The sequence below is a fragment of the Winogradskyella ursingii genome (genome assembly GCF_013403975.1).
Classification (GTDB): Bacteria; Bacteroidota; Bacteroidia; order Flavobacteriales; family Flavobacteriaceae; genus Winogradskyella; species Winogradskyella ursingii.
This window is the reverse complement of record NZ_JABFDH010000001.1, coordinates 634,188-657,881: the sequence shown is the minus strand read 5'-3', so window position 1 is coordinate 657,881 and position 23,694 is coordinate 634,188. Positions and strand designations below refer to the sequence as shown.

The 23,694-nt window shown below is 34.9% G+C and carries 21 protein-coding genes; 17 read left to right on the top strand and 4 right to left on the bottom strand.

All coding sequences use genetic code 11. The annotated features are described in order from the left end of the window. Positions 1–128: 128 nt before the first annotated feature. Genes HM983_RS02980 through rodA form a run of 5 tightly spaced genes read left to right on the top strand, consistent with a single transcriptional unit; the run spans position 129 to position 5,715 of the window. Positions 129–1,157, top strand: coding sequence for a rod shape-determining protein (locus tag HM983_RS02980; RefSeq protein ID WP_179343903.1), 1,029 nt, complete (start codon positions 129–131; stop codon positions 1,155–1,157). Positions 1,158–1,166: 9 nt separating this feature from the next. After that, a complete protein-coding gene (gene mreC / locus HM983_RS02975; RefSeq protein WP_179343902.1) occupies positions 1,167–1,988 on the top strand; it encodes a rod shape-determining protein MreC in 822 nt (273 codons plus the stop codon). Next, entirely contained in the window at positions 1,981–2,499 is a 519-nt protein-coding gene (locus HM983_RS02970) for a rod shape-determining protein MreD (protein ID WP_179343901.1), read from the top strand. The genes mreC and HM983_RS02970 overlap by 8 nt, the downstream gene beginning before the upstream one ends. Beyond that, complete coding sequence (gene mrdA / locus HM983_RS02965; protein WP_179343900.1) at positions 2,496–4,430, top strand: penicillin-binding protein 2; 1,935 nt, start codon at positions 2,496–2,498, stop codon at positions 4,428–4,430. Before HM983_RS02970 ends, mrdA begins: the two co-directional genes overlap by 4 nt. Positions 4,431–4,434: 4 nt before the next feature. Beyond that, the gene (gene rodA, locus HM983_RS02960; protein ID WP_179343899.1) at positions 4,435–5,715 is read left to right on the top strand and encodes a rod shape-determining protein RodA; all 1,281 of its coding nucleotides are present in this window, start codon (positions 4,435–4,437) and stop codon (positions 5,713–5,715) included. Positions 5,716–5,834: 119 nt separating this feature from the next. On the opposite strand, the gene HM983_RS02955 is transcribed toward rodA, so the two are convergent. Both HM983_RS02955 and HM983_RS02950 read right to left on the bottom strand, forming a co-directional pair. After that, complete coding sequence (locus HM983_RS02955; RefSeq protein WP_179343898.1) at positions 5,835–6,548, bottom strand: hypothetical protein; 714 nt, start codon at positions 6,546–6,548, stop codon at positions 5,835–5,837. Between the two features lie 214 nt (positions 6,549–6,762). Next, complete coding sequence (locus HM983_RS02950) at positions 6,763–9,396, bottom strand: valine--tRNA ligase (RefSeq protein WP_179343897.1); 2,634 nt, start codon at positions 9,394–9,396, stop codon at positions 6,763–6,765. Between the two features lie 185 nt (positions 9,397–9,581). Here HM983_RS02950 and HM983_RS02945 point away from each other — a divergent pair, with 185 nt between their 5' ends. Then, positions 9,582–10,007, top strand: coding sequence for a DUF1573 domain-containing protein (locus HM983_RS02945; RefSeq protein WP_179343896.1), 426 nt, complete (start codon positions 9,582–9,584; stop codon positions 10,005–10,007). A gap of 38 nt (positions 10,008–10,045) precedes the next feature. Here HM983_RS02945 and HM983_RS02940 read toward each other — a convergent pair whose 3' ends face one another. Then, positions 10,046–11,404 (bottom strand): retropepsin-like aspartic protease, encoded by a 1,359-nt coding sequence (locus HM983_RS02940; protein ID WP_179343895.1) that lies wholly within the window; start codon positions 11,402–11,404, stop codon positions 10,046–10,048. Positions 11,405–11,513: 109 nt separating this feature from the next. On the opposite strand from HM983_RS02940, the gene HM983_RS02935 reads away from it, so the two are divergent. The 11 genes from HM983_RS02935 (at position 11,514) to HM983_RS02885 (ending at position 22,686) form a co-directional block, all read left to right on the top strand. Beyond that, positions 11,514–12,704 carry a pyridoxal phosphate-dependent aminotransferase gene (locus tag HM983_RS02935; protein WP_179343894.1) on the top strand — a complete coding sequence of 397 codons (1,191 nt, stop codon included), beginning with the start codon at positions 11,514–11,516 and terminating at the stop codon, positions 12,702–12,704. After that, positions 12,704–13,717 carry a UDP-N-acetylmuramate dehydrogenase gene (murB, locus tag HM983_RS02930; protein WP_179343893.1) on the top strand — a complete coding sequence of 338 codons (1,014 nt, stop codon included), beginning with the start codon at positions 12,704–12,706 and terminating at the stop codon, positions 13,715–13,717. Before HM983_RS02935 ends, murB begins: the two co-directional genes overlap by 1 nt. Positions 13,718–13,917: 200 nt before the next feature. Continuing rightward, on the top strand, positions 13,918–14,451 hold the full coding sequence (locus tag HM983_RS02925) for an RNA polymerase sigma factor (protein ID WP_179343892.1): 534 nt from the start codon (positions 13,918–13,920) through the stop codon (positions 14,449–14,451). Positions 14,452–14,463: 12 nt separating this feature from the next. After that, positions 14,464–15,258, top strand: a complete 795-nt coding sequence (locus tag HM983_RS02920; RefSeq protein WP_179343891.1) for an anti-sigma factor — start codon at positions 14,464–14,466, stop codon at positions 15,256–15,258. A gap of 126 nt (positions 15,259–15,384) precedes the next feature. Further along, positions 15,385–15,588, top strand: a complete 204-nt coding sequence (locus HM983_RS02915; protein WP_179343890.1) for a membrane or secreted protein — start codon at positions 15,385–15,387, stop codon at positions 15,586–15,588. A 6-nt stretch (positions 15,589–15,594) separates the two neighbouring features. After that, complete coding sequence (locus HM983_RS02910; protein ID WP_179343889.1) at positions 15,595–16,707, top strand: glycosyltransferase; 1,113 nt, start codon at positions 15,595–15,597, stop codon at positions 16,705–16,707. Beyond that, entirely contained in the window at positions 16,698–17,258 is a 561-nt protein-coding gene (locus HM983_RS02905) for an RNA polymerase sigma factor (protein ID WP_179343888.1), read from the top strand. Before HM983_RS02910 ends, HM983_RS02905 begins: the two co-directional genes overlap by 10 nt. Beyond that, the gene (locus HM983_RS02900) at positions 17,242–18,483 is read left to right on the top strand and encodes an Nramp family divalent metal transporter (RefSeq protein WP_179343887.1); all 1,242 of its coding nucleotides are present in this window, start codon (positions 17,242–17,244) and stop codon (positions 18,481–18,483) included. Before HM983_RS02905 ends, HM983_RS02900 begins: the two co-directional genes overlap by 17 nt. Before the next feature lie 52 nt (positions 18,484–18,535). After that, the gene (gene lipA / locus HM983_RS02895) at positions 18,536–19,408 is read left to right on the top strand and encodes a lipoyl synthase (protein ID WP_179343886.1); all 873 of its coding nucleotides are present in this window, start codon (positions 18,536–18,538) and stop codon (positions 19,406–19,408) included. Then, the gene (gene gap / locus HM983_RS02890) at positions 19,408–20,424 is read left to right on the top strand and encodes a type I glyceraldehyde-3-phosphate dehydrogenase (protein WP_179343885.1); all 1,017 of its coding nucleotides are present in this window, start codon (positions 19,408–19,410) and stop codon (positions 20,422–20,424) included. Before lipA ends, gap begins: the two co-directional genes overlap by 1 nt. Positions 20,425–20,454: 30 nt before the next feature. After that, positions 20,455–22,686 (top strand): ATP-binding protein, encoded by a 2,232-nt coding sequence (locus tag HM983_RS02885; RefSeq protein ID WP_179343884.1) that lies wholly within the window; start codon positions 20,455–20,457, stop codon positions 22,684–22,686. On the opposite strand, the gene lpxK is transcribed toward HM983_RS02885, so the two are convergent. Next, positions 22,683–23,681, bottom strand: a complete 999-nt coding sequence (lpxK, locus tag HM983_RS02880) for a tetraacyldisaccharide 4'-kinase (protein ID WP_179343883.1) — start codon at positions 23,679–23,681, stop codon at positions 22,683–22,685. The two genes, HM983_RS02885 and lpxK, sit on opposite strands and share 4 nt — an antisense overlap. Positions 23,682–23,694 lie beyond the last annotated feature (13 nt).

The following is a 23,694-nucleotide window of genomic DNA, read 5'->3' as shown; positions in this document are numbered from 1 at the left end:
GACAAAGATTAACCAAGAAAAATTACATGCAATAAACGTCCATACCCTAAGAAATAACGTATTATTTATTACATTTACAGATAGTCGTAAATATTGACTAAAATAACCCAATAATTCAAAAATAGCACATGGGATTTTTTGATTTCCTAACGGAAGAAATAGCCATTGATTTAGGAACCGCAAACACATTGATCATCCACAACGATAAAGTAGTAGTTGATAACCCTTCTATAGTTGCCAGAGACCGCATTAGCGGAAAAATCATCGCCGTTGGTAAAGAAGCCAATATGATGCAAGGTAAGACGCATGAAAATATTAAAACCATTCGTCCACTTAAAGATGGTGTAATTGCAGATTTTGATGCTTCTGAGCAGATGATCAGCATGTTTATTAAAAACATACCAGCTCTAAAAAAGAAATTTTTCAACCCTGCCTTACGTATGGTGGTTTGTATTCCATCTGGGATTACAGAAGTGGAAATGCGAGCAGTAAAAGAATCGTGTGAACGCGTGAATGGAAAAGAAGTTTACTTGATTCACGAACCAATGGCAGCTGCCATTGGTATAGGTGTAGATATTATGCAACCTAAAGGAAATATGATTGTTGATATTGGAGGTGGTACTACTGAAATTGCAGTGATTGCTCTCGGTGGTATTGTTTGTGACAAGTCTGTAAAAGTGGCGGGTGATGTATTTACCAACGACATCATTTACTACATGCGCACCCAACACAACTTGTATGTTGGTGATAGAACGGCTGAAAAAATCAAAATCCAAATTGGTGCAGCTACGGAAGAATTAGAATTGCCACCAGAAGACATGAGCGTTCAAGGACGAGATTTGTTAACGGGAAAACCTAAACAGGTACAGATTTCGTTTAGGGAAATTGCGAAAGCATTGGATAAATCCATATTACGAATCGAGGACTCTGTAATGGAAACCCTATCGCAAACACCACCAGAATTAGCAGCAGATATTTATAACACAGGGATTTACCTTGCAGGTGGAGGCTCAATGCTTAGAGGTCTTGATAAACGTTTATCGCAAAAAACCGACTTACCTGTTTATATTGCCGAGGATCCATTAAGAGCTGTAGTAAGAGGAACAGGGATTGTGCTTAAAAACTTATCTAAATACAAAAGCGTATTGATTAAATAGAAGTAGATAATGCAACAAATTTTCAATTTTGTTATACGAAACAAAACCTTTCTGTTGTTTTTATTGCTTTTTGGGATTTCAATGGCGCTTACCATACAATCACATTCTTATCATCGTAGCCAATTTATCCATTCTGCAAATGGAATTACTGGAGGTGTTTATGGAACGTTAAACTCTGTTGGACAGTATTTTGACCTTAAAGATAAAAATCAAATTCTTGCAGAAGAAAACAAACGGCTTCGAGAGCGTTTGTTTAACTTAAGCTCTGACAGTGATTCTTCTTATGTCGATACGACTTATTCCAGAGAGGCATATAGAGTTATAAAAGCAGAAGTTTTTAAAAACAGTTATTCGCTTACTAACAATTATCTCACCATCAATAAAGGAAAAAACGATAGTTTAAAGCAAGATTTTGGTGTTTTTACTTCAAATGGAATTGTGGGTATTATTGATAAGGTCTCTAAAAATTATGCAAGAGTACTCTCTATTTTGAATAAGAATAGCAGGATTAATGCAAGAATAAAAAAAACCAACCATTCAGGTTCCTTAAAATGGGATGGCAAGTCTCCAGTGTTTGTTCAGCTAGATGATGTCTCGACTTTTGCCCCAGTTAAAGTTGGAGATACTATTGTCACAGGTGGTCAATCGGCTATATTTCCCAGAGGCATCAACATAGGTACTATTGATAGTTTTGAAACTGATATTGGTGGTGACACTTATAAGATTCAAGTTAAGCTGTTTAATGATATGACCAATATAGGTACAGTTTATATTCTTGAAAACTTAGACCGTACCGAAATAAAATTTTTAGAGAACACAACGGATGACTAATGCCACAGCCCCAAATATCATTAGGTTTATTCTACTTTTAGTGGTTCAAATTGCTATTTGTAACAATATCAATTTTTTCGGTTATATCAATCCGTATATCTATATCATTTTCATTTTATTATTTCCAATTAACGACAACAACAATAATAACCGCCTTTTTATTTTACTGCTAAGTTTCTTGTTGGGAATTCTCGTGGATATGTTTTCAGACTCAGGAGGAGTGCATGCTGCAGCCTCAGTATGTCTGGCTTATGCTAGACCAGTGATGCTTAAAGCCTCGTTTGGTATGTTGTACGAACATCAAAGTTTAAAATTCAGCAATATTGATACTGGAAATTTAATCACATACGTCACCCTTGGGACTGTACTACATCATTTGGTGCTATTTTCGCTTGAGATTTTTAACATTTCAGGCATACTTTTAATATTTAAAAAAACGTTATTTTCTAGTATTTTCACTATAATACTTAGTGTATTAATTATAATTCTATTTAGCCGAAAAAGAAAATGAGAAAATTGTTACTATTAATGACCGTGGTCCTTGTTGGTATCATTTTTATTGCCCGATTATTTTATCTTCAAGTTTATAATACTTCTGCTTACAATCTTTATGAGGATAGTGCTATTAAGAAGGAGTTTAACTATCCCAAACGCGGTTATGTTTATGACAGAAATGGTAAACTTTTAGTTGCCAACCAACCCTCTTATGATGTCATGGTTATTCCTAGGGAAGTCGTCCCATTGGATTCCGCTAATCTGAATGAATTCTGTAATCTTTTAAAAATTACCAAAGAAGATTATAACAGAAAAATGGATAGGGCAACGAATTATTCTCCTCGCCTACCCTCGCCATTTGTACCTCAACTTTCTAAATCAGACTATGCGGTTTTACAAGAAAAGATGCGTAAGTATGAAGGGTTTTACATTCAGAAACGCTCTTTAAGAAGCTATCAAACAACTATAGGTGCAAATGTGCTTGGCGATATCGGAGAAGTAAATCGTTCCATTATTTCCAAACAACCGTATTACAAAATGGGTGACCTTATTGGTAAACAGGGTATCGAGTTATCGTATGAAACGACTCTGCGTGGTACAAAAGGCATCAAATTTATACAAAAAGATAGATTCAATAAAAACATTGGTCCTTATAAAGATGGTATTTATGATACTTTACCAAAACCTGGAAAAGACATTACCATTACTATTGATTCCGAGCTTCAAGCATATGGTGAATTGTTAATGAAACACAAACGAGGAGGTATTGTTGCATTAGATCCAAGTTCTGGCGAAATCTTAGCCATGGTTACTGGACCAAGTTACGACCCTAATTTACTGGTGGGTCGAGACCGTTCAAAGAACTTTTCAAAATTATATAGAGATAGTATTGCGAACCCAACTTTTGATAGAGGCTTGCAGGCACAGTATCCTCCAGGTTCACCATTTAAAGTTATAAATGCATTGATTGCCTTACAAGAAGATGTGGTCGATACCAACGACAGATTTACTTGTCGCATGGGTTATTATTATGGCAGTAGAAGACTTACAGGATGTCACCATCATAAAAGTCCCGTAGACATGAATAGCGGAATCGCTCAATCCTGCAATGCATATTTTGTGAATGTTTACCGTAGAATTGTGGATAAATATGATGATGCAGGTAAAGGAATGAACACCTGGGCCAAACACGCTCGTAGTTTTGGATTAGGTAATTTTCTGAACAACGATTTATCGGTTGGTCAACCAGGAAGAATTCCCGATGGAGATTATTATGACAGAGCTTATGGGGACAATCGATGGGGTTCAACCTACATTGTATCAAATGCTATCGGTCAAGGTGAAGTCGAAGCGACACCAATTCAATTAGCGAATATGGCAGCAGCGATTGGTAATCGTGGATATTATTTTACCCCACACATCATAAAATCTATTGAGGGAGAAACAATTCCGAGTCAATATACAACACCAAAATACACCACGATAGACAAAGAGCATTTTGAGCCTGTGATACAGGGTATGTTTGATGTTTATAATAAAGGTACTGCTGCAACACTCAAAGTCCCAGGCATCGATATTTGTGGAAAGACAGGTACTGCAGAAAACTTTGTGAAAATAGACAGCGTTAAAACTCAACTAACAGACCATTCAATTTTCGTCGCATTTGCTCCCAAAGACAACCCAAAAATAGCTATTGCTGTATTTGTAGAAAACGGTTATTGGGGAAGCCGATTTGCTGGGCGAATGGCCAGTTTAATGATTGAAAAGTACATTAAAGGTGAGGTTACACTTAAACACATGGAAAACTGGATTTTAACACACAGTCTAGAGAATGAATATGCAAAACCTTATTCTGGAGAACCTTTTAAAATCAATGGAGAAACCACACTACAGGTCATAGATAATTACGCAATCGAAAATCAGAACCAAAGCACGGTAAAACAATAATTATATGCTAAGAGAAAACCAAAGACGCTTAAAGTTCGATTGGCTTACTATTATACTCTTTCTTCTTTTAGTAGCATTTGGGTATCTTAATATTTTATCTGCTTCGCATACTGGCGAGATTACCAATTATTTTGACACTAGCGAATTATATGGAAAACAGCTTGTTTTTGTAGGACTTACCTTTGTACTTATAATTCTTATTCTATCCGTTGAAGCTAAATTTTACGAACGATTTGCCAGTGTTATTTATCTAATTGCACTATTAGCCTTAGTGGGATTATTTCTCTTTGGAAAAGAAATCAATGGTGCACGTTCATGGTATGCAATAGGCAGTATGACTCTACAACCCAGTGAGTTTGCGAAGTTTGCGACAGCCTTAGCCGTGTCCAAATATATTAGTGATTTGCAAACCAATATGCAAACCATTAAAGACCAATTACGAGCTGTGGCTATAATCATGATACCAGCTATTTTAATTTTGCTCCAGAACGATGCAGGAAGCACCATTGTTTATGCCTCTTTTTTCTTTGTGTTTTACAGGGAGGGACTTCAACAAGTTTATTTGGCTATTGCAATAATTACAATTCTATTAGCTGTTTTAGGTTTGAAATTTGGCGTGTTGATTACTGCAGTAATTACAGCAATAGTCATTACTTCAAGCTATTTTTTGCGGAAGACCAAACGCACATCCATCTTCCAATATTTACTTGTGTTTATTGTATGTGTCGGGTTTTCCTATGGGGTTAAATTATTTTATGAACACGGCTTGAAAGAGCACCAACAAAACAGAATTAGCCTTTGGCTTCGTTTGGAAAAAGACCCAGCTAAGCTAGAACGAATGAAAAAGGCCGAAGCATATAATCTCATCCAATCCGAGCAAGCCATTAGCTCAGGTGGATTTAGTGGTAAAGGGTTTTTAGAAGGGACTCGCACAACCGGAAAATTTGTACCAGAACAGGAAACCGATTACATATTCAGTACAGTTGGTGAGGAATGGGGTTTTTTGGGTAGTAGTTTTGTAATCATTGTTTTTGTGCTGCTAATTATACGCGTTTTATTTTTGGCAGAATCCCAGAAATCGCAGTTCAGTCGTGTTTATGGCTATGGAGTGGCTTCAATTCTATTTGTTCATTTTACCATTAATATCGGAATGGTGATGGGCCTGATTCCGACAGTTGGAATCCCACTACCCTTTTTTAGTTATGGCGGTTCCGGTCTTTGGGGTTTTACAATTCTACTTTTTATCTTTATAAAGCTGGATAGTAATAAGATTAATGAGTGGTAATTTAGTATTTAGAGCGCTTAATTTTTAGATAAAGGAAATTCAAAACTGATTTTATAGTGCACTAAAAAAAGGTCAAGTTTTTCAACTTGACCTTGAGAGTATTTTGTAGAAAACAGGGACTATTTATTCATCTTTTCATTATAGTCTGCTATCTCATCCTGCTCTTTTATCTCTTCGTTATATTCTTCAACAGCATCTTCTAAATCACCGTCTTTCATTTCCTCATTAAATTCTTCGACGGCGTCTCTATGGATTTCAAAATACTTTTCAATTGTCTCTCTTAATTCCTCTCGGAAATCAGCAAACTGTTCCGATATCTCTTCGAGATTTTCATTTCTTTCATCTAAAGATGCATTCTTTTCAGCTTTATATTCTTCATATTCTTTTTGAATATCAGCAACGTCTTCCATGACCTCCTCAGTTTTTAACCATTGAGGCACACTGTTTCCGAGATTAGAAATAATACCGTCTAGACTAACCATACGGATATTTTTTGTATTGATATCAACCTTTTCGATTTCATCCATTTCATAGCTCAACGTATTATAATCATCCCAAGCAGATACGGTTTTTACACCTCTATCATCATATTCGTATGATATTTCACTACCATCTTTCATGGTATAATCTCGTTTTGTAGTTTGTGATTTTTCCATGCTATTAGAGGTATTCATACGATCTCTATCTTCCACGGAGGTTACTTCTGTCATTTCTGTCATTTCCCTCTCGTTAGTTTGGGACGTTGCATCTAAATTGCTTTTCTTATTTTCATCACATGCCGTAAATATGGCGCCAACCAACAATATACTGGTTATAAATCTTGTAGTTTTCATAAGTTTTGAATTTATTATTAATTCTAAATTAAAAGAAATAACACACCTTATAAAATCTATAAAACTAAAGTCGTCTTAAATATTTGTAGGTAATTAACAAAATGGTTTACGCCTTTAACAATTTATGTGAATGTTAAGTTAAATTAAGAATTTTTAGGACTAAAAAATCCTCAATATGGCTAAACAGATTGAGGATTTGAGTTTGATTTAAATCTTAATTGAGGCTCTGTAAACTCGCTTTAATCGTCTCAATTTTAGCCAAAGCATCAGCTTCTTTTTTCTTTTCTGAAGCTACTACCTGCTCAGGTGCATTGTTTACAAAGCGCTCATTGGAAAGTTTCTTTTGTACCGATTTTAAAAACCCTTGAGTATAATTAAGTTCTTCGGTAAGTTTTACGATTTCTGCCTCTACATCTATACTGCCTTCCATCGGAATAAAATATTCGTTGGATTTTACTCTAAAGGTCAATGCTCCGTCCAATGGTTGGGACACATAATTAAAATGATCTAAATTCCCCAATTTTGAAATGACCTCATCAAAAGTATTCGCGACATTTTCGTTGTTGATCACCGAAAAACCAACGGCATCCTTAAACGCAATATTCTTTTGTTTTCTAATATTTCTGATACCTGAAACAACTTCTGCGGCAATATCAAATTGTGAAATCAATGTTTTATTAATTTGTTTTTTCTCTGGCCACTTAGCAATGATTAGTGCTTCCTCTGGTGAACGCTCATCGATATAATGCCAAATTTCTTCTGTAAGAAAAGGCATAAACGGATGAAGAATTTTTAACAGGTTTTCAAAAATTTGGTTGACACTTTTTAAAGTCTTTGCATCAATAGGTTGTTGATATGCTGGCTTAATAATTTCCAGTAACCATGAAGCAAAATCATCCCAAATCAGCTTATAAGTCGCCATTAGAGCATCACTCAAGCGGTATTTACCAAAATGGTCTTCGATTTCTAAAAGTGTCTGTTGAAATTTAGACTCAAACCATTCTAGAGCAATTCTAGATGATTCTGGTTGATTGATATGAGCATCAACTTCCCAACCTTGTACTAACCTAAATGCATTCCATATTTTGTTGGCGAATTGTTTGCCTTGCTGACACAAATCTTCATCGAACATGAGATCATTTCCAGCAGCCGAGCTTAACAATAAACCAACTCGCACTCCATCTGCACCATAATCATCAATAAGCTTTAAAGCATCTGGTGAATTACCCAACGATTTAGACATTTTACGTCTTTGCTTATCGCGTACCAATCCTGTGAGATAAACATTCTCAAAAGGTTTTTCGTTTTTGTATTCGTAACCAGCGACAATCATACGTGCCACCCAAAAGAATAAAATATCTGGCCCTGTGACCAAATCGTTGGTAGGGTAATAATATTTAATGTCTTCGTTTTCTGGATTACGAATCCCATCAAAAACGCTCATAGGCCATAACCATGAGCTGAACCATGTGTCTAGCGCATCGGTTTCTTGTGTTAAGTCGGAAGCTTGAAGCTCCAAATTGGATGTTCTTTCTCTCGCCAATTCAATTGCGTTTTCCAATGTTTCAGCGACTACAAAATCTTCTTTTCCATCTCCATAATAATATGCTGGGATTTGTTGTCCCCAAAGTAGTTGTCTCGAAATGTTCCAATCACGAATGTTCTCCATCCAATGGCGGTAGGTATTCTCGAACTTTTTTGGAAATAATTTAATATCGTCTGTTTTTAAAACTGCATCAATGGCAGGTTGCGCCAAGTCTTCCATTTTTAAAAACCATTGGTCGCTCAAACGTGGCTCAATTACTGCCTTTGTACGTTCTGAGGTACCTACTTTGTTAATGTAGTTTTCGGTTTTTACCAAAATACCTTCGGATTCCAATTCTTTTATAATTGCTTTTCTTGCAACAAAGCGGTCTTGACCCTCATAATGCAAACCAAAACTGTTTAAACTGGCATCGTCATTAAAAATGTCAACGACTTCAAGATTGTGCTTATCACCTAAAACCTTGTCATTTTCGTCATGTGCTGGTGTTACTTTTAGGCAACCTGTACCAAATTCTACATCTACATAATCGTCTTCAATAATTGGAATTACCCTTCCACAGATGGGCACGATAGCTTTTTTTCCTTTTAAATGCGTAAAACGCTCATCAGCTGGATTGATGCAAATGGCTGTATCACCAAAAATAGTTTCGGGTCTTGTGGTTGCAATGGTAAGTTTATCATCAGAACCCTCGATTTTATATTCTAAATAATATAATTGACCTTGTTTTTCAACATGAATTACTTCTTCATCCGACAAGGTGGTTTTGGCCTCTGGGTCCCAATTGACCATTCGGTAGCCTCTGTAAATCAAGCCCTTATTGTACAAATCAACAAAAACCTTGATCACAGCTTCACTCATATCCTCGTCCATGGTGAATTTAGTCCTTTCCCAATCACATGAGCAGCCCAGTTTTTTCAACTGTTCTAAAATCACTCCACCATACTCGTGGGTCCAATCCCAAGCGTGTTTCAGAAACTCTTCACGTGATAAATCATTTTTATCGATACCCTCAGCTCTTAATTTTGCCACAACTTTAGCTTCCGTTGCAATTGACGCATGGTCTGTACCCGGCACCCAACACGCATTTTTACCTTGTAATCTGGCACGACGGATTAAAACATCTTGTATTGTGTTATTTAACATGTGTCCCATATGCAAAACACCAGTTACGTTAGGTGGCGGAATTACAATGGTATAAGGCTCACGCTCATCTGGCTCAGAATGAAAATAATTATGTTCCATCCAGTAGTTGTACCACTTGCTTTCTACTGTTGATGCACTATATTTTGATGGGATTTCCATGTTTTGGTATCGTTTTTGCTAAGTAACTCACAAAAGTACTTATATTTCTTTTTTTGAAAAATTATTAAGACGTTAATATGGTAAGACAAACCATAAATTCTGTTAAATAGAATGTATTACGTCTAATAAATTTTGTTCAAATTGAAAAAGTAAGTAGCTTTGAATATCAATTTAAACTTTAAATGATGAAAAATTTAATAGCAATTTTATTTGTAGGAATGATCAGTTTAGGATCTTTTGCTCAAGAAAAAGTAGCAAAAATCGAATTTAAGACTGATGTTATTGACTACGGCACTATTGAAAAAGGTGCAGATGGTGTAAGAACTTTTGAGTTTACCAATACTGGTAATGCTCCTTTAATTATATCGAGTGTAAAATCTACCTGCGGCTGTACAGTACCTAAGAAGCCAAAAGGTCCGATTATGCCTGGCGAAAAGGGCGAGATTGAGGTAAAGTACGATACCAACAGGGTTAATCCAATTAGAAAAACGATTACGGTTATTTCTAATGCCGAGACTCCGACGATTGCACTTAAAATTAAAGGTTTGGTGGTTGATCCAAATAAGACCAGTGTTTTAGAGCAAAGAAGCAAGAGTGTAATTGAGCAGTAATAGTCTCTTGTTTTTAATTAAAATATCAAAGTGGGCCTTTAATTTAAAGGCTCACTTCTTTTTAGGGCATTATCCAGTTTAAATTTGAAAAGCATATCTACTCCATTTCTATTTATTTTCAATTTTATAGTTTTCCCTGTCTTATCATGAAAAACTTTATTTAGCTCAGGTAATTTAAAATTATACGCTGGCTTTCCATTGACATTTATTAAAACGTCTCCAACCATTAAACCAGATTTGTATGCATTTGATGACGATCTTATCTCTACAATTTTGTATGCAGGTTTTACAGACATCATATAATTTAATGATTCATTAATTTGCACAGTAGTTCCTTCGGTTTTATTGCCATAACTATCTAAACTTGATGCCCGAATACGTTCTTTTACAAACATAAATCCGTTATATTCCAAAACGATACCACTATTATTATAAGTGAACGGTTTTTTGAAAAGTCCATTTTTCTTGAGATGCAACTTTTTATTACCATAATCAAAATAATAATTGAACCGTTTTAGAACATCACCACCGACACTACCATTTCTATCCTCATAAACTCTAGCCGTATTTACAGAAACTGAATCGGGGAACGCAACATTCACTTTAGGGATGCTAAAATCGACAATATTAAAATTATTTACTTTAGATCTTTTCCCGTAAACAGAACCGCTTAGCCCTTTTCCTAAAAAATCATGAAACATATAATTTTCATTGGGAAGTATGTTCTTGTTTTCGTCCTCAAATAACCATAAAGCATCACTACTTCCCGTATCAATAAGTAGTTTTACATCTTTTACCGAACCTTCTAAATTAACTTTAGCATCTACATATGGCTTTTTCTTATGAATTTCTATGGGTACGGTCTTCCATTTTTTAGAAGATTTAGCATTAAAATATTGAGGCTTATGCAAGCGTAAATACTTTGAACTATAATTGACCTCAACTACAAAATGTTCAAAAATATCAAAGCCAATAATCCCGTGGACTAGTACACCTAGTCGAGGAGTAAAATTTATTGATTCATCATATAGCACATATAAATCTTTATTGTTAAAATTAACATTGCCAAGTTTAAATCTATTGTTCTGGGATTTCAGAGCTTCGATTTTACCCTCAGCACCTAAGCCATGTAAATAAAAAGTCTGTACATTTTTGAGACTTAGAGAGTCTCTATCAGAAAGGTTAAATAATATGGGTCTGCTAACACCTGTATCCAGTAAAAAAGAGAGTTTTACACCATTGACCTCAATAGGGATAAGCACAAGGTTTCCAATAAGTTCAAAATCTATTTTCTCACTGACTTTATCCTTTAGAAAAGCCGTTCCCTGAGCATTACCATAAGAAACAAAGAAAACCGTAAAACATAAAATAGAGTATTTAATTAGGGCTTTCAACATCGGTATAATTTATTTAATTTACGAATTCTTAATTTATTGGAAGATTTTAGCATTTATTTTTAAATAAACTTTAGGAATTTTCAGAACTTAGCGCCTTAAAATCGTTCGTATGCCAAAGATTTCAGCCAAAGGGCTAAATATGCCAGAATCACCAATAAGAAAATTGGTCCCATTTGCCGAAGAAGCCCATAAACAGGGTAAAACCGTCTACTATCTCAATATTGGACAGCCAGATATAAAAACACCTGAGGTAGCTTTGGATGCTGTAAAATTCCATATGTTGGATATTTTGGCTTACACCAGATCGGAAGGCTCAGAAAATTATAGAATAAAGATTGCTGAATATTACAAACGTAACGACATTGAAGTTACCCATAATGATATTATTGTTACTACAGGCGGTAGCGAAGCTTTGCTTTTTGCATTTGGCAGCATTATGGATGAAGACGACGAAATTATAATACCGGAACCTTTTTATGCCAACTATAATGGGTTTTCTACAGCTTCGGGCGTGAATGTAGTACCTGTTATTTCTAAGATTGAAAATAATTTTGCGCTTCCACCAATTGAAGAATTCGAAAAATTGATAACACCAAAAACTAAGGCAATTTTAATATGTAATCCTGGTAACCCAACAGGGTATTTGTATTCTAAAGAAGAAATTAGGCAACTAGCTGCAGTCGTTAAAAAACACGACCTATTTCTAATTGCCGATGAAGTTTACCGTGAGTTTGTTTATGACGGTATTTCTCATTTTTCTATTCTTCAAGAGGCAGGTTTAGAAGATCACGCCATTGTTATCGATTCAGTTTCTAAACGCTACAGCATGTGCGGAGCAAGAATCGGTTATTTGGTCTCTAAAAATCCTGAGGTTATTAAAACGGCATTAAAATTCGCACAAGCTCGGTTAAGTCCGCCAACATTAGCACAAATTGCTAGTGAAGCAGCTCTACAAACACCTCAAAGTTATTTTGATGACGTTAAGGAGGAATATGTAAAAAGAAGAAATATACTCATCGAGGGTCTTGAAAAAATTGAAGGTGTAAAGGTGGCCAAACCAAATGGGGCATTTTATTGCATAGCAGAATTGCCAGTAAAAAACTCAGATGATTTTGCTAGATGGTTGCTAGAATCTTTCCATTATAATAACAATACAGTTATGGTAGCTCCGGCTGCAGGATTTTATTCTACACCAGGCGTTGGACTCAACCAAATTAGAATAGCTTATGTCTTAAACGAAGAAAGTTTAAAACTATGCATAAAAATTCTAGAAGAAGCTTTAAAAGTATATAGAGACTAATGTCCGTAAGTCAACACGTTTCCTTAAAAGCACATAATTCCTTTGGCATAGATGCCCAAGCTACTTCATATTGTAACGTCACAACAGTACCGCAACTTGAGGAAGTTTTAAAAAATAAAGGCAACGAGCCGATTTTTATTCTTGGTGGCGGCAGCAATATGTTATTGACCAAAAATATTGAAGCTTTGGTACTGCACATTAATATAAAAGGGATTGAAATTGTTGAAGAAGATGATGACTATGTTCAATTAAAAATCTATGCCGGCGAAAACTGGCACAACTTTGTACAATATTGTTTAAACCACAATTATGGAGGTGTTGAAAATTTATCGTTAATTCCAGGAAATATTGGTACTGCACCTATTCAGAATATTGGTGCCTATGGAGTTGAACTCAAAGACGTATTTGTGAGCTGTGAAGCCATGAATGTAAAGGACCAAACTATAAAAACATTTACTAAGGACGAATGTGAATTTGGTTATCGTGAATCCATTTTCAAACAAAATCTAAAAGGAAAATACATTATTGTAAGTGTGAATTTAAAGCTGACAAAAAACAAGCATCATTTATTTATGGATTACGGCGCCATTAAAACCCAGCTTCAAGCTTCAAAGATTACAAATCCAACAATACAGGATATATCTAAAGCCGTTATAGACATAAGGCAGAGTAAGTTACCAGACCCCAAAGAGATAGGAAACAGTGGTAGTTTTTTTAAAAATCCAGTTATTTCAACAGAACATATTAACCAATTAAAAGACAATTTTCCAGATATACCCTCTTATATTATTTCAGATAAGGAAGTAAAAGTACCAGCTGGATGGCTCATTGAGAAAGCCGGTTTTAAAGGAAAACGTTTCAATAATTACGGTGTACACAATAAACAAGCTTTAGTTTTGGTTAATTATGGCAATGCAGACGGAAATGATATTTATAAATTGTCACAACTTATTCAAAAAACAGTCAAAAGAATATTCGAAATTGATATCGAAACCGAAGTCAATATTATATAAACGCACAGAAGCCACAATCTATATTGTGACTTCTGTATTTAGAATAATTTCTGAAAATGCTATTAATCAACCTCTTATGAAGATAAAAATCATTCTAAAAAGTTCCTTTTAATACACCTCTAAAGGTGTATTTACTATATTTACGTCTCAGAATCAAATTTGGACGTTTCAACCATCAAAATAAATAAGACTTTAACATTTTGAGCATCACAGCTACAGAGCAAAAAATAATTGATTTACTTCAAAAAGGAGATAAACGCGCGTTGAATTTACTTTACGAAAATTATTCGCACAGCCTTTATGGTGTTATTTTGAAAATAACGATAAACGAAGAAATTGCAGAAGATGCACTTCAGGAAACGTTTATTAAGGTTTGGAAAAACAGTTCTAAATATGATCCTACAAAAGCCAAACTCTTTACTTGGCTCTTTAGAATTGCACGAAATACAGCCATTGACAAATTGCGAAGTTTTAATAACAGATATAAGAAAGAAGTCCAAATCGATACTTCTAACGTATATATATTACCAACAGCAAACTTTAATCAAGATGTCATGGACATTAAAGAGCATGTTGGTAGATTGGACAAAAAGTATCAAATCGTTTTAGACGCCTTGTTTTTTCAGGGCATGACGCAACAAGAAGCGAGTGACGAATTAGATATTCCACTAGGTACTATAAAGTCCAGATTAAAAATAGGATTAAGGGAACTGAAAAAAGTTTACAATCCGTAAAATATTTTGAAAATGGAAAAAGATATACATAACTTTTTAAATTCTAACTTACTGAATAAGTATTTAGTAGGTGACACTTCGGTTGTAGAAACGGCTGAGGTAGAATTCTTTATTTCAAATTACCCTGAGGTTGAAGCAGCTTACATGCAATTACAGGATAATTTAGAAATTATGGCATCAGTCGATGCTGTAGATGCACCTTCTCACGTTTTGGACAATGTTCTAAACTCGTTGGAAACCTCAAATGAGCCAAAAGTGATACACATGACTCAAAAACGAAGATCGCCTTGGTTTAGCATAGCTGCAAGTGCAGCCGCAATTTTGTTTGCAGCTTCTTCTTATATGCTATATGAGAAAAATCAACAATTGAACGACGAAAACAATGTGGTTGTTGAAGAGATATTTGACTTAAGAAACGATATTGAAAATAATAATTCCAAACTGGACGAGCTTTCTATGGAATTAACGAAGTTGAACAATCCTGATGCCAAAAAATATGTGATTAGAGGTAATGATCGGGCTAAAGATTTAAAGACAGTAGCATACATTAACCCAGTAGATAAAACGTCTATGGTAGATGTAATTACATTGCCACAACTTCCCGAAGAACAATACTATCAAATGTGGGCAGATATTCAGGGAAAGATGGTAAATCTAGGTATTTTGGACGAAGCTGATAGAAAATTAAGACCAATTCCTTATATGGAAGACGCCTCTGCTTTAAGTATCACTATTGAAACTAAAGGCATGAAGGAGAAAAACAATAACACCGAAGTTGCGGAGGTTTCTCTAAAAGATGAAAAATAATCAACTTTCATAAATTTTTAAAAAAGGTGCTAAGCAATTAGCACCTTTTTTTGTCTAAAACTCAAATAATATCAAGTTTTAAAAACGATGCAAATACCTTATCTTTGCAACATATAAGTTTAAATAATGAAATTATTAATTATAACATTAGTCTTATTAGGCTTGGGAGTGGCAGGAATTGCGATAAAACTCTGGGCAAAAAAAGATGGAGAATTTGCTGGTACCTGCGCAAGCCAAAACCCCTTTCTCAATAAAGAAGGTGAGGCCTGTGGATTTTGTGGTAAAACACCAGACCAATTTGAAAATTGCAACGAACCTCAACATTCTTAATCATTAATGGTGCTTACCTCACTGCTATTTTACACTTTTATTGCAGTTGTCACCCTTCAAATAGCATACTATTTTAGTTTTTTGTTTTCGTTTTCAGTCGTAAAACCTCAGATTAATAAACAAAAGAACATTCCGCTTTCAGTAATAGTTTGTGCCAAAAATGAAGCTGAAAATCTTAAACGCAACATTCCGCTTATCTTAGGACAAAATCATCCCAACTTTGAGATTGTCTTGGTAAATGATAGTTCTTCTGATGATACGCTAGATATTATGAAATCGTTTGACGCCCGAAATCCAAATGTAAAAGTGGTCAATGTGGTGTCTAACGAAACATTTTGGGGCAATAAAAAATATGCTCTAACGCTCGGTATAAAAGCATCAACCCATGATTTTCTCATTTTTACCGATGCGGATTGCAAACCAAATTCTTTAGATTGGCTCATGCATGTGAGCAGTCATTTTTCAAACCAAAAGTCTGTAGTTCTAGGCTATGGTGCCTATGCTAAAAAGAAATTCTCATTTTTAAATCAATTGATTCGTTTTGAAACTGTTATGACAGCGCTTCAATATTTTTCTTATGCAAATATGGGAATACCTTATATGGGAGTTGGTAGAAATATGGCTTACAGAAAGTCATTATTTTTTAACAATTCGGGCTTTAAAAACCATGTTAAGTTAAAATCTGGTGATGACGATTTATTTATAAACGAAGTATCAACCAAAACCAACACATCCATTTGCTATAATAAAGAAAGCTTCACAGTATCCCAACCTAAGTTAAATTTTAAGGCTTGGATTTTACAAAAGCGTAGACATATAAGCACTGCAAAATTCTATCGACCATTGCACAAATTTTTGTTAGGATTGTTTTATATCACACAATTTTTATTTTGGGCTGTTGGCATTGGATTGCTCATTACAAATTATCATTGGGAATGGGTAATTAGCTTAATAGTTTTACGTTTTGTAATTCAATGGACAACATTGGCGTATACCACCAAAAAATTAGACGAATCCGATTTAACTTTTTTTGTACCCATACTAGAGTTCTTTCTAGTTATAACACAATTAAGTATCTTTAGTGCTAATCTAATAGCTCAACCCAAACATTGGAAATAAAAGAAGCCATCACAAAGGCGAAGGAGAACGACCAATCTGCGTTTAATTTTCTGTTGAATGAATTTTGGAACGACGTTTATCTATTTCAACTAAAACGTACAGAAAATGAAAATGATGCTGAGGATATTACCATTCAGACTTTTTCAAAAGCTTTTGATAAAATTGACACCTATAAAGACGAATATGTGTTTAAAACATGGTTAATAGCTATTTCAAAAAACCTTCATATTGATTTAATAAGAAAGCAACAATCTTCGTTCAAACACACATTAAAAAGTAATAATGATGACTACCATAATATTGCAGACGATTCGCCTTCACCTGAAGATAAAATTATAACAGAACAAAATCTGGCAAACCTTTTAAGAGATATAAAAAAATTAAAACCCCATTATCAAGAGGTTATCAATTTAAGATATTTTCAAGAGTTGAGCTACAAGGAAATCTCCGAAGAATTGAAGGATCCAATAAACAACGTTAAAGTAAAATTGTTAAGAGCCAAAAAATTACTTGCCGAAATAATCACCAAGAGTAATGCTTACAACGCTTAAAAAATTAGGTCCTGGATTGCTTTTTGCAGGAGCGGCCATTGGAGTTTCTCATTTAGTCCAATCTACTCGTGCAGGTGCAGATTTTGGTTTTGGATTGCTCTGGGCATTATTATTGGTCAATTTATTTAAATATCCATTTTTTCAATACGGTCCGAGGTATGCTTTAGCTACAGGAGAAAGTTTAGTAGATGGCTACCGTAGGTTTGGCAAAGGTGTCCTGTCTTTTTATTTTTTACTCACTTTTGCTTCCATGTTTACCATACAGACTGCCGTAACTATCGTAACCGCAAGTTTGGCTTCTACACTCATTGGTAATTTTGACCCTATTGCAATTGGCAATTTAACTATCTCAAGTATTCAAATTTGGACAGTTCTAATATTACTTATTTGCTTTATTATCCTTGTTGTTGGTCGTTATAAATTACTTGATGTATTAATGAAAGTAATTATAATTACCTTGACTATAAGCACTATTATTGCCGTTTGCTCAACTGCTATATCCTCATCAGAAACCATTTCATTTACACAAATTTTTCCTGACGAAACAAGTTGGGTATTTTTAATAGCGTTTATGGGATGGATGCCAGCGCCTTTAGACATATCCATTTGGCACTCTCTTTGGGCGATTGAAAAAAACAAAAAAGAAGTCTCTTTTGAAACAAAATCAGCTCTGTTTGATTTTAACATCGGTTACATAGCTACCATCATTTTAGGTATCTGCTTTTTGGCTCTCGGTGCATTGGTTATTTTTAATACCGGAGAAGTTATTAGCGTAAATGCCAGTGAATTTTCCCAACAACTCATAAATATGTACACAAAAAGTCTTGGAGATTGGGCTTACTTAATTATTGGAGTAGCAGCTTTTACAACCATGTTCAGTACAACCCTTACCACATTTGATGGATCACCAAGAGTTATGGATCGCACAACACTACTATTATTTAAGTCAGTCGGCAAAACCACTTATTTGGTATGGTTGGGCATTTTGTTCTTAGGAACCATAATTATTTTCTTTTTCCTTAGTGCAGAGTTAGGTAGTTTGGTTAAAGTTGCAACAGTTCTTTCTTTTTTAACTGCACCATTTTATGCCATTTTAAATTATAAATTAATGACATCCAAGCATGTTCCGGAATCATGGAGACCAAGTATAAAAATGCATATTTTAAGCTGGCTCGGCATTCTGTTTTTAATAGGTTTTGGAATTTGGTATCTCACTATACTTTAAGCGGTTTTAATTAATTACTTTGTATCTTTGCTTTTCCAAAAAAGAACAGTGCATGGAAACCAAAGTAGCTTCAAATATTTTACCTGAACGTAAGCCCAAATGGCTTAGAGTAAAATTACCTACAGGCAAAAAATATACTGAACTCAGAAGTCTTGTTGACAAATATAAGCTCAATACAATCTGCACCTCCGGAAGCTGCCCAAACATGGGAGAATGTTGGGGAGAAGGTACAGCGACATTTATGATATTAGGTAATGTCTGTACGCGTTCTTGCGGATTTTGCGGTGTTAAAACAGGAAGACCAGAGACAGTAGATTGGGACGAACCAGAAAAAGTTGCTCGTTCTATCAAAATCATGCAAATTAAACATGCCGTCTTAACTAGTGTAGACAGAGACGACCTAAAAGATATGGGTAGTATTATGTGGGCGGAAACTGTAAAGGCGGTAAGACGGATGAATCCTGAAACTACTCTAGAAACACTTATTCCGGATTTTCAGGGTGTCGAAAAACACATTGACCGGATTTTAGAAGTAGCACCAGAAGTCGTATCCCATAATATTGAAACGGTGAGACGACTAACGCGCGAAGTCCGTATCCAGGCCAAATATGACCGTAGTATGGGTGTTTTAAAATATTTAAAAGAACAAGGACAGCGACGAACCAAATCTGGGATTATGCTTGGACTTGGAGAAAAACGTGAGGAAGTTATAGAAACATTGCACGATTTAAGAGATAACGATGTTGATGTAGTTACAATTGGTCAATACCTTCAACCTAGCAAAAAACACCTTCCCGTAAAACGTTTCATAAATCCAGATGAATTTGACGAGTACAGAGCTATTGGATTGGATATTGGTTTTAGACATGTAGAAAGTAGCGCATTGGTAAGGTCTTCTTACAAGGCGCAAAAACACATCAATTAATGATTAATATTGCCATTAACGGATTTGGTAGAATTGGTCGTCGCGTATTTAGATTGGCACTCCATCACCCAAAAATCAATGTGGTTGCTATTAATGATTTGGCAGATGCTAAGACATTATCACATTTACTAAAATATGACAGCATTCACGGTGTATTACATGAAACTATTACTCATAATGATAATGCTATAATAGTTAATGGCAAGGTTATACCACTATATAATCAATCACACCCAAAATCGATTGATTGGAGTACGGTTAAACCAGATTTTGTTATTGAATCCACAGGAAAATTTAAAACTAAAGTAGAACTTCAGTATCATATAAAAAATGGTGCAAAGCATGTCTTATTATCAGTTCCTGCTTTAGAAGATGATATAAAAACTATTGTTTTAGGAGTAAACGATAATATATTGGATGGTTCTGAAACCATACTTTCCAACGCTTCGTGTACCACTAATAATGCAGCACCGATGATTGCGCTTATCAAAGAGCACTTCGGGATCAAACAGGCTTATATTACAACAGTCCATTCTTACACAACGGACCAAAGTTTGCACGACCAACCTCATCGGGATTTAAGACGTGCCAGAGCTGCAGGACAATCGATCGTACCAACTACAACAGGTGCAGCAAAAGCACTAACCAAAATTTTTCCAGACTTATCTGATGTAATTGGAGGTTGTGGCATCAGAGTACCAGTAGCCAATGGCTCTCTTACGGATATGACCATTAATGTTAAAAAAGCTGCTTCGATCGACGCGATTAACAAGATGTTTAGAAATGCTGCGAGCAGCAGCCTAAAGGGAATACTACAATATACCGAAGACCCAATAGTATCGGTCGATATTGTGGGTAATGAGCACTCATGTATTTTTGATGCACAAATGACATCGGTAATTGGTAATATGGTAAAACTCGTAGGTTGGTACGATAACGAAACCGGTTATAGTTCAAGAATATTAGATTTAATCTGCAATTTATCGGACAAAAAAGCACTTTTGTCGAATAAATAATTATATTTGCTTTAACTAATGTGAGCTGGAATGTCCCAATTCAAATATTACATATTTGTTTTCTTAGTATTCTTCTGTAGTCTGGCTTTCTCTCAACAGAACGGAGAGGAAGACCCTGATAGGCTATCTCTAGACCTTCAAAATCTTATTGCACAAGCAAAACTAGATAGTAGTAGAGGCAATTATTTTGAAGCAAAGGACAATCTCGAAAAAGCACTTGAAATTGCCATAAAGATCGATGACAAATCTAGTCAAGGTAAAATCCATACAAAAATAGCCAAGGTTCAATATATTGTAGATGAACCTGAAAATGCCAATATTTCGCTTAATAGCGCACTGCAAATACAACGTGAAATCAGTGATTACCCAAATCAGGCAATTACCTACAATATCAAAGGATTACTTTATAGCTATAAAGAGGATTATACAACCGCATTAGACTATTACAAATCTTCAATTGGGCTGTTTGAGCAAGAAGATTTAGAAGAATATATTTCGGAAGTCTGTCTTAACCGTGCAAAAGCGCTCATAGCACTAGAACGTTATGAAGAAGCCAAGGACCAACTTGAAAGAGCCATTATTATAGCAAAACAATATGACCAAGCTCGTACATTGAGCAGTGCATTAATACAAAGTGGTAGAGTTTTTAGTGAACTAAATAATAATGATCTAGCCTTAAATCAAGCAGAGGAAGGTTTAGTTTTGGCACAGTCCGAAGACCTTACATCCAATGTCAATCAAGGTTATCTTGTTTTGAGTAGAATCCATGAAAAAAACGGTAATTACCAAAGTTCAGTAGACTATCTTAAAAAGCACATGGATCTGTCTGATTCAATGCTTAATATAAAAAGAGACAATTTATCTGCTGAATCCAACGGAAAATATATAAGTGCCTACAAAAGTGCCGAAAACCGTCAATTGCAAGAACAAATAGACGAAGTTAGCGCAGATAGTAATTTCACGAGGATCACCACCATTCTTAGTATTGCTTTAATTACAATTTTATCGCTTCTTACACTTTCATTATATAAGAACAATAATATTAGACTTAAAACCAACAATATGCTCCACAAAAAAAATGACGAGCTTATTGTAGCAAAAGAAAAAGCAGAATTGGCATCTAAGACTAAAGCCAACTTTTTATCTACGGTTACGCATGAACTACGTACACCACTTTATGCCGTCACAGGCTTAACCAATATGCTTTTGGATGAAGACCCAAAGGAGCATCAAATCCCACATCTAAAGTCGCTTAAATTCTCAGGAGATTATTTACTCACATTTATTAACGACATACTTCAAATCAATAAAATTGAAGCAAATAAAGTTGAATTAGATCCAGAACAATTCAACCTTAAAAACAAAATAGACAACGTTATATCCGCTCTTAGCAATTCCGCCAACGATAATGGTACGACGTTACACTATAATTACGAAGATGATTTACCGGAATCGTTTTACGGTGATCAGTTAAAGATTTCCCAAATCTTAATTAACCTACTAGGAAACGCCATTAAATTTACTAAAGATGGAGATATCTGGGTGCGTGTAAACAAAATCCACCAAAAGGATAAACAGTACAAGCTCCGTTTTGAAATTGAAGACAATGGCATTGGTATTACAAAAGAAAAGCAAGACCACATGTTTGAGAGTTTCTCTCAAGGCTCTGTACAAATTAACAGAAAGTACGGTGGCACTGGTCTTGGACTATCTATTGTTAAAGGTCTTATTCAGATTCTAAAAGGAAAAATTTATTTAAAGAGTGAGCTTGGACAGGGCACGACATTCTTTTTTGAAATTCCTCTAGAATATGCAGAAGAAGACAAAAAGCAAAAAACTGTAGTAACAAAAAAATCTAGTAAGATGGAAAATTTAGATTTAAGCAACTTTAAGATTTTGGTCGTTGAGGACAACAAAATCAATCAGATGATAACTAAAAAGATTCTGAACAAAATGAATCTTTATTGTGACATTGTAGACAATGGAGAAGACGCTGTAGAAAGGGTAAAAACTACTGAATACGGTGTAGTGCTCATGGACATCCATATGCCTGGCATTAGCGGGTTGGAAGCCACGCGTATTATTAGAACGTTCGACAAAGAACTTACTATTTTTGCCTTAACTGCTGTGACTTTAGAAGACAAAATGCACGAGTTTGACGAAGCTGGTTTTGACGATATTATTTCCAAACCGTTTAAGCAGGAGGATTTTGAGAAAAAATTATTCGCTGCTATAACGGCTCAAAATAAAGTCACTGCTTAATTTACAAACGCTCTTACCTGCGAGTTAAATTGCTTTCCATCTTCAATATTTAACTCAATTGGCAAGTAGAAAAGTTTTCCTTTTAGTTCAGTCTCATTGGATAAACGCACATAATCTTTTTCCGTAGTGAGAATCAATTCTTTTTTCTTGATTAAATCAATTTCCTTTTTTGAAAAATTATGATGATCAGGATATTCTAAGTGATCGAATTTTAAATTTAAAGATTCTAAATGTTCTATTAAAGGTGATGTTTTGGCAATCCCTGTAACTAAAGTGAATTGACCTAAATCCTTCAAATTTATTGTTTTGTCTTCGGAATATATATATTCGCTATAAATTATATTACTAAAAAATACCTGCTGACCAGATACTGGCTTTACTCCATTAATAATTCGTTTCTTTTCAGAATCAGATAAAGTTGCGGGACATTTAGTTACAACAATAAGTTGAGCACGTTTATAACCATTTCGTGGTTCGCGCAGATTCCCGGTTGGCAACACTATATCTTTATAAAATAGATTATCATAAGAAGTGAGCAAAATATTTAATCCTGCTTTTACTTTTCTGTGCTGAAAAGCATCATCTAACAAAATAACATCTGTTTTGGAGCTTAAATTAAGTAATTGTTCAATCCCATTTTGCCTATCTCTATCCACTGCTACTTTTATCTTATCAAATTTTCGATAAAACTGAAAGGGCTCATCACCAATAGTTGTGGCATCAGCAGTTTCATCTGCCAATACAAAACTAGTTGTGCTTCTTTTATAGCCTCTGCTTAATGTTGCGATATTTTTTTCATCCTTCAAGAATCTGATTAAGTATTCAATCATAGGTGTTTTTCCCGTACCACCAGTACTAAGATTTCCAACACAGATAACTGGGAAATCATATGATTTTGAGGATTTTAAACCCTGGTCATACAACCAATTACGCAGCAGAGTAACTACATAATAAATAGGTACAACCGGAAACAATATGATGCGGATCAACTTCATGAGCACTAAAATA